Annotated in this window: 8 protein-coding genes; all 8 read right to left on the minus strand. The window is 70.9% G+C overall.

Going from position 1 to position 13,874, the window contains the following annotated elements:
• Position 1 precedes the first annotated feature (1 nt).
• The gene (locus OM076_RS09165; protein ID WP_270039276.1) at positions 2 to 3,172 is read right to left on the minus strand and encodes an efflux RND transporter permease subunit; all 3,171 of its coding nucleotides are present in this window, start codon (positions 3,170 to 3,172) and stop codon (positions 2 to 4) included.
• The gene (locus tag OM076_RS09170) at positions 3,169 to 3,555 is read right to left on the minus strand and encodes a hypothetical protein (RefSeq protein WP_270039277.1); all 387 of its coding nucleotides are present in this window, start codon (positions 3,553 to 3,555) and stop codon (positions 3,169 to 3,171) included. The genes OM076_RS09165 and OM076_RS09170 overlap by 4 nt, the downstream gene beginning before the upstream one ends.
• 56 nt (positions 3,556 to 3,611) lie before the next feature.
• A complete protein-coding gene (locus tag OM076_RS09175; protein WP_270039278.1) occupies positions 3,612 to 6,866 on the minus strand; it encodes an efflux RND transporter permease subunit in 3,255 nt (1,084 codons plus the stop codon).
• A 357-nt stretch (positions 6,867 to 7,223) separates the two neighbouring features.
• Positions 7,224 to 9,110: a lytic murein transglycosylase gene (locus OM076_RS09180; protein WP_270039280.1), complete on the minus strand. Its 1,887-nt coding sequence runs from the start codon at positions 9,108 to 9,110 to the stop codon at positions 7,224 to 7,226.
• 66 nt (positions 9,111 to 9,176) lie between these two features.
• A complete protein-coding gene (locus tag OM076_RS09185) occupies positions 9,177 to 9,377 on the minus strand; it encodes a hypothetical protein (protein WP_270039281.1) in 201 nt (66 codons plus the stop codon).
• Positions 9,378 to 9,450: 73 nt separating this feature from the next.
• Positions 9,451 to 12,525: an ABC transporter permease gene (locus OM076_RS09190; protein WP_270039283.1), complete on the minus strand. Its 3,075-nt coding sequence runs from the start codon at positions 12,523 to 12,525 to the stop codon at positions 9,451 to 9,453.
• The gene (locus OM076_RS09195; protein ID WP_270039285.1) at positions 12,518 to 13,201 is read right to left on the minus strand and encodes an ABC transporter ATP-binding protein; all 684 of its coding nucleotides are present in this window, start codon (positions 13,199 to 13,201) and stop codon (positions 12,518 to 12,520) included. Before OM076_RS09195 ends, OM076_RS09190 begins: the two co-directional genes overlap by 8 nt.
• Positions 13,198 to 13,869 carry an ABC transporter ATP-binding protein gene (locus OM076_RS09200; protein WP_270039287.1) on the minus strand — a complete coding sequence of 224 codons (672 nt, stop codon included), beginning with the start codon at positions 13,867 to 13,869 and terminating at the stop codon, positions 13,198 to 13,200. The genes OM076_RS09195 and OM076_RS09200 overlap by 4 nt, the downstream gene beginning before the upstream one ends.
• Between the last annotated feature and the right edge of the window lie 5 nt (positions 13,870 to 13,874).

Consider the following 13,874-nt stretch of genomic DNA (forward strand, 5'->3'; position numbering starts at 1 on the left):
CCTAGACCGAGGCCGGGACGGTCTTGTCGCCGGCCATCGGGATCTCGGACGCCACCCGCTCCCGCCGCTTGCGGGGCGCGAAGCGCAGGTACAGCGACGGCATCACGAACAGGTTCAGCAGCGTCGAGGTCACGAGTCCGCCGAGGATCACGACCGCCATCGGATACTCGATCTCGTGGCCCGAGATCGGGCCGGCGAGCACGAGCGGGACGAGCGCGAGACCGGTCGCCGAAGCCGTCATGAGGATCGGCGCGAGCCGCTCGGTCGCACCGCGCATCACGAGCTCGGGACCGAAGGCCTCGCCCTCCTCGCGCTCGAGGTGCTGGAAGTGGCTGAGCATCAGGATGCTGTTGCGGGCGCAGATCCCGAACACCGTGAGGAACCCGACCAGCGAGCCGAGCGAGAGCTCGTCGCCGGACAGCTTCGCGGCCAGCACCCCGCCCACGAGTGCCATGGGCAGCGTGAGGAACGTCAGCACGGCCAGCCGCGCGCTCGAGAACACGGCCTGCAGCAGCAGGAAGATCACGAGCACCGCGGCGAGGCCGAACAGACCGAGGTTCGACTGAGCGGCCGCGAGCTCGGTCGACTCGCCCCCGACCTCCGCGTGGTAGCCCTGCGGGAACGACACCTTGGCGACGCGCGCCTGGATGTCGCTCACCACCGAGCTGAGGTCGCGCCCGGAGACGTTCGCCCCGACCTGGATCAGCCGCGACTCGGATTCGCGCTCGATCGTGTTCGGCGTCGGGGCGACCTTGATCGTGGCGACATCGGCGAGGCGCACGTGCCCGCCGCCCGGGATGTCGAGCGGCAGCCTGCGGACGTCGTCCACGCTGCGGCGCGCCGACGGGATGCTCCAGACGTGCACGTCGTAGGCGCGGCCGCCGCGGAAGATGTCACCGACCTCCTCCGACGCGAGCAGCGTCGCCGACTGGCGCCTGATGTCACCGGGCTTGAGCCCGTAGCGGTGGGCCTGCGGCAGCTTGACCTCGACCTGGATGTGCGGCACGTTCTCGTGCAACTCGGAGTGGGCGTCGACGACGCCGGGGATCGTGGAGATCGACTTGGCGACCTCCTTGGCCTTCTCGCCGATCACGTCGAGGTCCGGGCCGAAGATACGCACGACCACGGCGTTGCTCGTCCCGGTCAGCGACTCGCTGATGCGCTCGCGCAAGTAGGTCTGGACGTTGCGGTAGATGCCCGGATAGCTGTCGGCGGTCTTCTGGACGGCCGCGATCGTCTTGTCGTAGTCGGCGTCGGGCTTGATGCTGATCCAGTTCTCGCCGAAGTTGACCCCTTCGGTCTCCTCGGCCAGGAACGCCTGCCCGATGTGCGAGCCGCAGTTGCGCACGCCCGGCACCTTGCGCAGGTCGTTGCAGCCTCGGGCCACGATCCGGGCCTGCTCCGGCTGGGAGGTGCTGGGCTTGTTGATCCAGTGCAGGAGGAAGTCGCGTTCCTTGAACGAGGGGAACAGCGACGAGCCGAGCGTCGGCGCGACGAGCACGCCGGCGAGCAGCAGGATCGCCGTGCCGACGAGTGCCGGGCGCGGCGTCCGGATGACGCGCGACAGGATCGCGCCGTACGCGCGCTTGAGCCCGCCCAGCAGCGGCGACTGGCGCTTGAGCGGCGCGTTGCGCAGCAGGATGAAACACAGCGCCGGAGTGATCGTCAGCGCGACGAGCATCGAGACCAGCACCGCCAAGCCGTACGCGAGGATCAGCGGCCGGAAGAACGAGCCCGACAGCCCGCTGAGCAGGAGCACCGGGACGACGGCGACGAGGATGATCAGCGTCGCGTAGGTGATCGAGCTCCGCACTTCCAGCGACGCCTTCAGAATCACCTGCGCGACCGAGCCCTCACCGCCCTTCGCGCGGTGCTCGCGCAGCCGGCGCGTGACGTTCTCCACGTCGATGATCGCGTCGTCGACGACCACGCCGACGGCAACCACCAGCCCCGCCAACAGCATGACGTTGATCGTGGTTCCGTAGAGGTCCAGGAAGACGATCGCCGCGACCAGTGACAGCGGGATCGCGATCAGGCTGATCATCGCCGTGCGCCACTCGAAGAGGAACGCGGCGAGGATCGCGACGACGAGCAGACAGCCGAGCAGCAGCGTCGTCGTCAGGTTGTGGATCGCGGTCTCGATGAACGTCGCGGGCCGGAAGATCGTCGTGTCGATCTTCACGTCCGGCAGACCGGGGCGCATCGCGTCCATCGCGTCCTCGAGGCCCTTGGTGAGCTCCAGCGTGTTGGCGCCCGGATACTTCTGGACGACCAGCAGCAGCCCGGGCCCGCTGTTGACGACCGCGTCACCGCCGAGCGGCTGGTGGTCCTCCTTGAGGGTCGCGACGTCGGAGACGCGCAGGCGCTTGCCGTCGCGGCGCTCGATGACGATCGTGCCGAGGTCGGCGGGCGTGTCGATGCCGATCTTGTTGCGCACGTTCAGCCGCACGCCGCCCGTCTCGACGAAGCCGCCCTTGCCGATGAACGCGCCGTCGGAGAAGCGCAACAGCCCGGAGTCCAGCGAATCACTGGTGGCGTTCATGACTTCATCGAGCGTGACGCCGTTGCGAGCGAGCTTCTTCGGATCGACCTGGATGTGCTCCTGTTGCAGGCGCTCGCCCCAGATCGCGACGTTCGCGACGCCGGGCACGCGCAGCAGGCGCTGACGGATCTTCCAGTAGGCGATCGTCGAGAGCTCGATCGGCGAGACCGTGTCGGAGGTCAGCCCGATCTTCATCACGCGGCTGGCCGCCGAGACGGCCGGCATCATGAAGGGCGGCGCCGCGAAGGTGGGCAGCGAAGGCGTGACGGCGGCGATCCGCTCCTGCACGAGCTGGCGGGCGCGGACCTCGTTGGTGCCGCGCTTGAAGATCAGCTCGATCGCGGAGAGGTCGGCGATCGACTTCGAGCGCAGCTCGGCGAGTCCCTCGATGCCGTTGAGCTGCTCCTCGAGCGGGATCGTGATCAGCTCTTCGACCTGCGAGGACGAGTTGCCGGTCGCCAGTGTCTGGATCTCGACGCGCGGCGGGGCGAACTCGGGGAACACGTCCACCTGGGCGCTGCGGATCTGCGCGGCGCCCGCGATCAGCAGCGCGATCGCGGCGAACAGGACGAGCCAGCGGAACCGCAGGCTCGCGGCGACGATCCATCGCATCACACCGGAAGAGGTCATTCTTCGACTCCGAACTCGGCGCTGTACACCTCGGGCGCGCCGGTCGTGACGACCGTCGTGCCGGCCGGTGGCCCGTCGCGCAGGACGACGCGGGAGCCGCCGATGCGCAGGACGTCGATCGGCTCGCGCACGAACACGAGCGGCTCCGGGCTCACGTACGTGAACGTGGCCCCTTCCTCGTCGTAGATCAGCGCGTCGTACGGGATCGACGTACGTCGCCCGTCCGGGCGCACGGTGGCGGTCTTGAGGTCCGCGCGGCGCGCCGCCTCGGCGGTGAAGGTCACACGCTGGACGTCGTCGTCACGCCCCTTGATGGGCTCGACGGTGGTCGAGGAGTACGTGCTCTCGAACTCCTCGACCTGGGTGCAGGCCGCGAGTGGCATCGACAGCGATCCCAGCGTCAACGCGAGGAGGAGCGATCGGCTCGAGCGCGACATGGTCAGCTCCCCTCCGCGGTCGCCGTCACCCGCACCGCCGTCGGGGTGGGCGCCGGCGCGGGTTCGGCGCCGGCCCACCGGTGGAGCAGGCCGTCGGCCGGATCGCGTCCGGTCCCGGCCGCGAAGCGGGCGTAGAGCGTCGGGAGCGCGAACAGGGTCATGAGCGTCGCGGTGAGCAGGCCGCCGAGAAGGACGGTGGCCATCGGGTGGACGATCTCCAGGCCGACCGGCGAGCCGAGCACCACGAACGGCACCAGGAACGCCGCGGTGGCCAGCGCCGCCGCCACGAGCGCACCGAACTGCTCGCGGGCTCCGCGCCGGACGAGATCCGGGCCGGGTTCGCATGCCGCTTCGTCTTCGAGCTCCTGGAAGCGGCTCACGATCAGCAGCGCGCCGCGCACGGCGATCGCGAGCGTGCCCAGCAGCCCGAGCGCCGCACCGAGCGACAGCGTCGCCCCGTCGACGATTGCCACGAGCACGCCGCCGGCGAGCGCGGCCGGCAACGTCAGGAACGTCAGTGCCGCGACGCGCCAGCTGCGCAGTGCGGCCTGCAGGATCAGGAACATCGCGATCAGCACGGCGATCGCGGTCGCAACGATCGCCGGCGTGCGGATCTCGCTGCTCGTCGAGTCCTTCAGGACCTCGGCGTGATACTGCAGCGGGAACTGCATCGCCGCCAGACGCGCCTCGACCTCCGCCTGTACCGCCGACTCGCTGCGGCCGCGGACGTCGGCGACAACGTCGATCCGGCGCGACACGGCGTCGCGCTCGATCGCGGCCGGCGCCTGCTTGACGCTGACCGTGGCCACGTCGCCGAGCCGGACGAACGTGCCCCGTGGCCCGTCGATCAGTAGATCACGAACGCTCTCGACACTCGTGCGCGTGGACGGCACACCCTGCACCACGACGTCGAAGACCTTCTGCTTGCCGAAGATGCTTCCCACCTGAATGCCCTGCAGCAGCGCGGCCTCCGCCCGGCGGACGTCGCCAGGCTTGATCCCGCGGGCACGGGCGGCGTCGAGCTTGGTCTCGATCTCGATCGTCGGCTCGGTCGGTGCCAGCTCGACCTTCGGGTCGGCGACGCCGTCGACGCCGGCCACGACGCCGCGCACCTTCTCGGCGGTCGCCCGCAGCGTCTCGAGATCCTCGCCGAACACGCGCACCACGAGCGGCTTGCGGGTGCCGGTCAGCTCGTTCAGGGCGCCCGGCTCGCCGGCCTGCCCGCCACTGATGAGCGTGCCGACGTCGCGGATCTTCTGCTCCGTGTACGGAATCACGCTGCCCTTCACAGCGCGGAGCCCGGCGACCGTGCGCCGCACCTGGGCGATGGTCTTGTCGTAGTCGGCGTCGCGGTCGAGGTTGACCCAGAGCTCGCTGGAGTTCACGTCGACGACCTGGTCGCCGGTGACGGCGCGGCCGAGGTGCGCGCCGACGTCGCGCACGCCGTCGATCGCCTCGAGCTTGCTGGTCGCGTCCGTCGCGAGCTGGGTCATCACCGGCTGCGCCGTGCCCGGCTTCGCGTCGAGTTGCACGAGCAGGTCGCGATCCTTGAAGGACGGCACGACCGACGGGTCGAGCAGTGCGAGCGCCGCGAGCGCGGCGACCGCGCACCCGCCGACGGCCGCCAGCATCGCCCGCGGGCGTCCGACGACCCGCGCGAGCGCGGCGGAGTGCAGCGCGGCGAGGCGGCGCAGGACGGCCGGTTCGCGACCGCCGCGCGGAGCCCGTCCCGCCAGCACGGTGCTGAGCGCCGGCGTCACCGTCAGAGCGACCAGCGTCGAAGCGAGCACGGCCGCGACGTAGGCGACGGCGATGGGTGAGAAGAACGCGCCCGGTCGGCCCTGCATGACGACGAGCGGCAGCACCGCGATCAGGGCGATCAGCAGTGCGTAGACCAGCGGGCGGCGAAGCGCCGTCGTCGCCTGCAGCACCTGCGAGCGGATCGAGGGCCGCTCCCCGTCGGGGTATCCGGCGCGCAGGCGCCGCGCGATGCTCTCGGCGCCCATCACGGCGTCGCCGATGACAATCGCCAGTGCCGCGGCCAGGCCGGCGAACGAGATCGCGTTGAAGGTCTCGCCCAGCAGCTCGATCACCAGCGCGGCCGTGACCAGCGACAGTGACAGCGCCACGAGGCTCGTCAGCACGGTGCGCCAGCGCATGACCAGCGCGGCGAGCACGAGCACCAGGAGCCCGGCACCGATGATGATCGCGAGCGTCAGGTTGGAGATCGCGTCGGAGACGACGCTCGCGGGGCGGAAGACGTTCGTGTCGGTCTTCATTCCGGCGAGGCCGGGGCGCAGTTCCTCCAGGGCGTCCTCGACGGCCCTGGTGACCGCGAGGGTGTTGGCGCCGGGGAGCTTCTCGACGACCAGCATGAGGCCGCTGCCGTCGGCCACGACGGCGTCGCCGATCAGCGGCTGGTGGTCCTCGGAGATCGTGGCGACGTCGCCCAGGCTCAGGTTGGGCCGTGAATCCTCCAACGGCACGCTCGCGAGTGCGGCCGGCGTCGACAATCGGTCGAACACGTGGCGGACCTGCAGGCGCTGGTTGGGGGTCTCGATGAAGCCACCGGTCCCGGGGGTCGACGCCTCGAGGAACGTCAGCGGCGAGACGAGCTGGGCGTTGCCCGTCGTCGCGATGATCTGGTCGAGCGTGACGTGCTTGGAGCGCAGTCGGCGCGGATCGACCTGGACCTGCAACTGCTGCTCGCGCTGGCCCCAGATCGCGACGTTCGCGACACCGGGGACGCCGAGCAGGCGCGGCCGGATCGTCCAGCGGGCGAGGATGCCCTGCTCGATCGGCGAAAGGTTCTTGGCGCCGTTGGAGAGCCCGATCATGAGCACGCGGCTCGAGGACGACTTCGGTTGCAGCATCAGCGGCGGCTTGGAGACGTTCGGGAGCGCGTGCGCCTGCGTCAGGCGTTCCTGTACCAGGGCCCGTCCCTTGTAGATGTCCGTGCCAGGCCGGAACACCATCACGATCGAGGACAGGCCTGGAACCGACTCCGACCGGATCGTGTCGACGCCCGCGACGCCGTTGAGCAGATCGGCCTCGAGCGGGACGGTGATCAGCTGCTCGACCTCGTTGGCCGAGAGGCCGAGGGCCTCGGTCTGGATCTCGACGTACGGCGGCGTGAATTCTCCGAGCACGTCGACGGGCGCGTCGTGCAGCCGTGTGACACCGAAGGCCAACACGCCCGCAGCGACGACAAGAACGAGCAGCCGGAATCGCAGACTAATTCCAATAATCCAACGCATGAGCTATGGCCCTCCAAGAGGTGGGCGATCTGGGTACGAATGGCTTGCACTACCTGGGGGGTGCGCGCAGCTCAGATTGCGCGCACCGAGCCTGAGAGGGGCGTTCTAAATGAAGCTCCGGCGGTACTCATTAAGCTCTCAGGGCTACGGCGAGTAGATAGGAATGGTTCGACGGTGTCAAGTCGCCAAATGACCGAAAACCGTTTAACCCAATTTTCATCTTCGCCGCGTGCGGCGCGACGGTGTGCGGCGGCCGGATCCGCGCCACCGCGGCGACGGCCGCGCGCTATTACGGTTAATCGTGACGCACTTCACGGTCCGGATCCCACCGTGGGTGATGTCACAGCGACTGATCGATCAGTGGCCGTCGCGCGCGTTCACTTCGAGCGCGTACTTCGAAGGCGTGGCGGCAACCGTCGGATTGTCCATCGCACTGAGTCGCCTCAGGAGTTTGGTCCATTGCTCAGGCTCAAGTGCGGTCGGGAACTCGGCAGGTCCGCGCTGAGCGCCGGGGCGGAAGCCCACGTGGATGTGATCGTCGTGATCGGCCATCGCGAACGTGTTGTCGGTGCCGTCGACTGTCATCAGTGAGATGATTTGATGTGGTTTCAGCACCCCTTGGAGAGTGAGCAGCCGTCGCACGGTGACATCGGTGACCGACCCGTCGCCCTGGTGTCCGAGGACCGGGATGCCGTTGATTGCGGCGATGTCGACCGCGTTGCCCGACACGTGCTCGGACACGTTGCCCGAGGACGTCAGGTACCCGTGGCCGCAGACGAGCGACGACACCGTGGGCTCCAGGCCCGAGGCCGCGAGGAACGCGAGCGTCGCGAGCACGCGGCGGTCGATCTGGCCGGTCTGGATGTCGTGACGGCCGCAGGCATAGATGTGGATGCGCCGGTCCGCGAGCACCCGTCGCGCGAGTGCGTCCTTGCTCATGAGGATGACTTCGCCGATTGAGGCCGGACCGGCGTCGCGGGGGAGCAGCGTTCCGCGCGCGCTCGACTCGAGCAGCTTCCAGCCGTCGAGGATCGGCTTCGGGTCGATCCGCGGTGCGCCACGCCCGGCGGGCCGGATCTCGAACCGCAAATGGGGCGTCCGCCCACCGATCCGACCAAGCTCGGTGCCCGCGATCACTTGCGAGCCCACGCGCAGCCGTCGGGGCTCGAAGTGCGCGTAGGTGTACGTGTTCCCGAAGACGTCCCGCAGGCGCACGGAATTCTGGCCGAGCTTGCTGACGCGGCCGTCGGCCGCGGCGATCACCGGGGTCCCCGCGCCGGCGTAGACGTCGATGCCACGGCGGGTCGCGCGTGTGCGCCGGCCGCCATAGGTCGTGCGGCCGCGAACCGGGAAGACGCCCTGCGTCAGCCCGGTGAGCGAGCTGACGAGGCCTTGCGGAAGCCCGCCGACGACACGCGCTCGCATCAGCACGGAGTCGACGTACCAGTCGGCGTGGTTGTAGGCGAAGATCGCCCGGCGCAGGTCGCGTGCGGCGCCGGCCGCGCGCAGATAGCGCGCGGAGGCGAAGATCGCGTCGACCGGATTGAACGGGTCTTTGACGCCGTCGCGATTGGCGTCCACGCCGTACTGCTTCCAGGTGGCGGGCATGAACTGCATCCAGCCCACGGCGCCGGCGGAGGAGACGTTGAGGTTGCGCCCGTAGTCGGTCTCGATCTCGTTGATCGCGGCGAGGATCTCCCAGCGAATCCCGTACTGCGTGCCCGCGGCCTGGTAGATCGGCAGCAGGAACGGCGGGATCCGGAACCGGTCGATGAAGAAGTTCGGCACCGCGACGGCGACCGGGCCGAGCGTCGCGGGCGCGATCATCGGCGTGTGCGGGGTCGTCGTCGCGCCGGGCGTCGCGGTCGTGTGCGGCTCGACCGATCCGGTGCGACGCTCCGTGTTCGGTGCGTGCGCGGGCCGACGCGCCGGCGTGGGCGCGCGGTCAGCGCGCGGCGTCGTGACGGCGCTGGGGAGCGTGGCCGCCGGCGCCGCGGAGGCTGCCGGCACGGCCGTGGGTGCCGCCGTCTCCTCGGCGGCGGGGGCGGCCGGCACCGGTTCGGCCGGCACCTGCGCCGGGGTCGCGGCCTCCGTGGCCGCCGCGGTTGCGGTGGGCGTCGGCTCCGGGGTCGTGGCCGTGGGCGTCGCCGTGACCGTCACGGTCGCGGCCGGTTCCTGCGCGTCCGCGCGTCCGCTCCACATGCCGGTACACACCGCAATCAGGACGATGATCGGGACTCGCATGGGCCGAGTGTTCGGCCGATCGATGAGGTTTTGATGAGGTGCCCATGTGTGCGCGAGCGCGCGATTTCAGCGGCCGGCGGCGACGAGGATGCGTCGCGCAAGCGCGATCACGAGCTCGTCGAGGCAGTCGCCCACGGCCGACTCGAACTCAGCGTCGCGGAAGCATTCGTTGACCGCTTGCCAGACTTCATCGTCGGTCAGACCGAACTGCTTCGCCGCGTCGAAGATCGCTTGCAGCGGCGCTGTCGGGGCGTGGTGGGCGGACATCCTTCGGGACCGGTGGTCTGTCCTGCTGATGCCGAGCGTTCCACCGCCGAGTTAGATTCGGATGAGAGCGAGACTAGGCCTCTCGCAACAGTTCCGTGGGCTTCAGGCGGCGCAGAAGCGCCGTGGCCGCGAGCGCGGATGCGAGCGTCGCGGCGCCTGCGAGCGCGGCCAGCGTCACGATGTCCGTCATCGGGAAGCCGAGCGTCGGATCGAGGATGAAGAGCGGCCGCAGCACGCCGACCAACAGCACCGCCATCCCGGCGCCGACGAGGAGTCCGGCGACCATGCCAAGGCCCACGACGACGGCCGCCTCGCCGAGCACGAGCGCGCGAACCTCGCCGGTCCGCATCCCCTGCGCGCGCAGCGCCACGTACTCGCGACGGCGGTCGAGCAGGAGGCCGAAGACGAAGATCGCGACGACGACCGCGCAGATCAGCAGCGTGTACACCGAGTCGAGCTGGACGAGCCCTCCGACGTTGAGCGCGGTCAGGCTCGACTGATCCTTGTCGAGCGCCGCGGCCCGCGTCTCGACGTCGATCGGGTCCTTCTTCCCAGGACCGGATCGCAGCACGGCCTCCGTCCGTGCCAGCCCCTCGTCGCTGCCATCGGCGGCGCGGACGAGAAAGCTGTCGACCTCGCTCAAGTGTGTCGCCGCCGCGTAGTCGCGGAGATTGATGACCGCGTCGGTGCCCCTCGGGAAGCCGGGGAGTCGCTCGAACAGGCCGGCCACGCGAAACGTCTCGAGCGTCTGGCGCTTCGTCCCGCGTGCCAGGAGCACCTTGACGTCCTCGCCCGGATCGATCGCCAGCGCGTCGGCCGCGTCGACATTGACGAGCGCAGCCCGTCCTCGCCCCTCCAGCGGCGCCACCGCCGCGCCCGTCACGCGCGCGAAGCGAGACGGCTCGATCGCCGTCAGCGTGGCGCGATCCTGGTCGTTCGGGCCGATCAGCACGGCGTTGTCGAGCCTTGAGACGACCGCGGTCACCTCCTCGACCCCGGGAACCCGGAGCTTGGCGGCGTAAGCGGGCGGATGCGAGCGCGGGCTCAACGCGCTCGGCACGACGCGCAGGTCCGCCCCGACGACGAACCTCGCGTCCGCGGCCTTGGCGCGATCGTAGGTGCTGCTGAACACCGCGAGCGCGGCCCCGAAGGCGACGACCAGGCCGACGCCCGCGATCCCCGTGCCGAGCGATCGCGACCGGCGCCGCAGACTGCGCACGAGCGTGCCGGGGACCGGCGAGCCGAAGTGCGGCGCGGCGGGCAGCCGCAACCGCGCCAGTAACCCGACGGAGGCCCGGACGGCGAGGGCCATGCCGGCGAACCAGGCGGTCAGCGGCGCGAGCAGCAGGTACGACGGCACAACCACCGATTCGCCGGCCGAGACCGACGTGCTCGGTGGATCGAACGCCGCGGCGCGCCAGGCCAGCAGCGCGACGATGGCCGCGGCCATCACGGCCGGGCCGGCGAGCGCTCGCGGACGTCCACGGGCGTGCGGCGCCAACTCCGCCCGTTCCTGGCTGATCTCACGGCGCAGCGCGCGCCGGCCGGGCACATAGAGCGCGAGCGCCGTCGTGGCCATGCCGATCACTCCCGCGATCAGTGCCGAGCGGGCGAGGTCGCCGACGGCCGTGGCGCGCAGCGCATCCGGTCCCACGACCGCGGCCGCGGAGAACACCCCGAGCGCGACGCCCAGCGCCGTCCCCACGCCGGCGATCGCCAGCGTCCGGTGGACGAGCAGCGTCCGCAGGTGGCCGCGATGCGCGCCGCGCATGCGCAGGTTCGCGTGCTCACGACGCTGCGCGCCCGCGAGGATGCTGCCCGCGTACGCCGCGAGAAACGCCGCCAACAGCACGCCCGGCAGCCCGAGAAACAGGAACATCCGCGTGGCCACGGCGCTGTCCGCCTTGGCCACGGCGAGCGTATTGGACAGGTTGTCGATCAGGTAGTCCTGCCCCGGCGCCACGGCTCCGACGGACTGCGCGATCGCGTGCGAGCGCACCAGCGCGCGCCCCGGGTCGGTCTCCAGCCGCGACCGGTCGACGCGCACGTCGACCTCCGAGACCGGCAGGCTCTTGAGCTGTCTGCCGATTTTCGCGGACCCTTCACGGAACGCCGGGACGATCACGCGCCGGAAGGTCTCCGGGCTCACGACGACGGAATGCGGTACGTAGATGAAGTCCTCCAGGCGAGCCGTCCTGCGGCTGTAGAAGAGCGGCTTGGCGCGCGCCAGGTCCGCGATGCCGCTGACGGGTAGCGACAACCTCAGGCGGCGACCCGGGAGCCGCAGCGAGAACCGCCCGCCGGTCCCCAGCGCCAGCCCGCGCGCCGCCTCCGCGCTCAGCAGCGCCGCGCCGGGCGCGATCGCCCCTTCGACGATCCGGATCGACGGGTAATGCCGCGCGTACGCCGCGCCGAACGCGAACACCCGCACCGGGTCGCGAATCCTCATGCGGCCGGCGCCGACCGACCCCGGCGGCAGGTCCGCGAACGACAGCGCGTCCGCCGATGCCACTCCGGGCAGCGCCGCGATCGCGCGCCGCAACCGCTCCAACGCGACGGGCGACGGGGCGTTCGCTCGGGTCGGGACGACGTTCTCCCGCGTCGAGATCGTTCCGCGCACCGGCAGGGCAGCAGGGGCACGCACGGCTCGCGCGGCGCGCGCACGGTAGGTCAGGCGCACCGTCTCGCCAGGGCCGATGGTTCCGAGGTTGAGCCCGGTGCGCGCGAGCCCCTGCGCGAGCGGGCTCTGACCGGCCTTGTCGCGCAGCGGGCGGCCGTTGAGCCGCGTCGAGGCGTGCACGTAGGTCAGCCGCGGTGGCGGCTCGTCGTTGACGACGACCTCGTTGGCTGCGACGGGGTCGCGATTGGACACCGTCAGCGCGATCGTGGCGGTCTCCCCCTCCGCAAGCCCCGACGGCGATGCGACCACACGCTGCCGCAAACGCGGCCCGGCGCCGAGCGGAGCGGAGCGCACGCGCTGCAGGTCGAGCGCCAGCGGGGCGAGCGCGCGCCGGGTCATGGTCGCGCGCGAGCCGTCGGCGAAGAACAGCACCGCCGAGAACAGTGCGATCCCGAGCGTCACCCCGACGAGCGAAGCGAGCGTCCGGCGCGGATTGCGCACGAGCTCGCGCCAGACGTACCTACGCACTGACGCACCCCTGCTCAGCGACCAGCCGTCCGTCGCGCAGGGCGACGGTGCGGTCCATGCGCGCGGCCACCTCCGGATCGTGCGTGACGACGACGAGGGTGGTGCTCGCCGCGAGCAGGAGCTCGACGACCGCGGCGGAGTTGTCCGCGTCCAACGAGCCGGTGGGCTCGTCGGCGACGATCACGGCGGGGCGGTTGATCAAGGCGCGGGCGATCGCCACGCGCTGGCGCTGGCCGCCGGAGAGCTGGTCGGGGAGCTTGCCGGCCTCGTTGCCGAGTCCGAGCTCGACGAGCAGCTCCAGGCAGCGCTCGTACCCGTCACCGGTGCCACAGAGCGCGAGCTGCAGTCCGACGTTCTCCTGCGCGCTCAGGTACGGCTGCAGGTTGTCGGACTGGAACACGAGCCCGAGCCGGCGGCGGCGCAGCCGCGCCCGCGCACGCTCGGAGAGGCGCGAGAGCTCCTCGCCGCCGATCGTCACGCGCCCGGAGGTCGGTGTCTCAAGCCCGGCGATCAGGCCGAGCAGCGTCGACTTGCCGCTCCCGCTGAACCCGGTGATCGCGATGCTCGTGCCCGCCTCGACGGCCAGCGTCACGCCGTCGACGGCGCGGACGGAGCCCGCCGGCGTGGCGTAGTGCTTCGTCACCGCCTGCAGGTCGATCGCGGCGGGCCGGATCACGCCGCGCGCACCTCGCCGTCGACGAGCTGCAGCCGGTGGTGCGCGCCGCCGGCGAGCTCGCGGTTGTGCGTGACGAACAGGACCGTCAGCCCGCGCTCGCGACAGGCGTCGAAGATGCGCCGCATGACGTCGCCGGCGGTATCGGAGTCCAGCTGGCCCGTCACCTCGTCGGCCAGCAGCAGGTCCGGGTCGTTGGCCAGCGCCACCGCGATCGCGACCCGCTGCGCCTCCCCGCCGGACAGGCGCCGCGGAAGCTGGTCGGCCCGATCGGCGAGCCCGACCCTGGCGAGCAGGGCCCGTGCGCGCTCGGCACGGCGATCGCCGCCACCAAACTCGATCGCGAGCTCGACGTTCTCCGCCGCCGTCAGGAAGCCGATCAGATTGTCCTTCTGCAGGACGACGCCGATCCGCCGCGCCCGCAACCGCGCCAGCCCCATCTCGTCGAGGTCCGTGAGCGCCTGGCCGTCGAAGCTGATCGTCCCCGCTTCCGGGCGCATCAGCCCCGCGATCAGCGCGATCAGCGTCGACTTCCCACTGCCTGAAGCGCCGACGAGGCTCGTCGTCTCGCCGCGCACGAGCGTGAGCGAGGCGGCGCGCAGCACGCGCGTCTCGGTGCCGCCGGAGCGGTAGGCCTTGCTCACCGCGTCGACCCGCACGAGCGCCGACATGCGCG

The organism is Solirubrobacter ginsenosidimutans (assembly GCF_027587205.1).

What these genes read in the sequence shown, in the direction of transcription:
- OM076_RS09180 (WP_270039280.1), bottom strand. Translation starts at nt 9,110, where the DNA reads ATGCGAGTCCCGATCATCGTCCTGATTGCGGTGTGTACCGGCATGTGG.
- OM076_RS09175 (WP_270039278.1), bottom strand. Translation starts at nt 6,866, where the DNA reads ATGCGTTGGATTATTGGAATTAGTCTGCGATTCCGGCTGCTCGTTCTT.
- OM076_RS09165 (WP_270039276.1), bottom strand. Translation starts at nt 3,172, where the DNA reads ATGACCTCTTCCGGTGTGATGCGATGGATCGTCGCCGCGAGCCTGCGG.
- OM076_RS09200 (WP_270039287.1), bottom strand. Translation starts at nt 13,869, where the DNA reads ATGTCGGCGCTCGTGCGGGTCGACGCGGTGAGCAAGGCCTACCGCTCC.
- OM076_RS09185 (WP_270039281.1), bottom strand. Translation starts at nt 9,377, where the DNA reads ATGTCCGCCCACCACGCCCCGACAGCGCCGCTGCAAGCGATCTTCGAC.
- OM076_RS09170 (WP_270039277.1), bottom strand. Translation starts at nt 3,555, where the DNA reads ATGCCACTCGCGGCCTGCACCCAGGTCGAGGAGTTCGAGAGCACGTAC.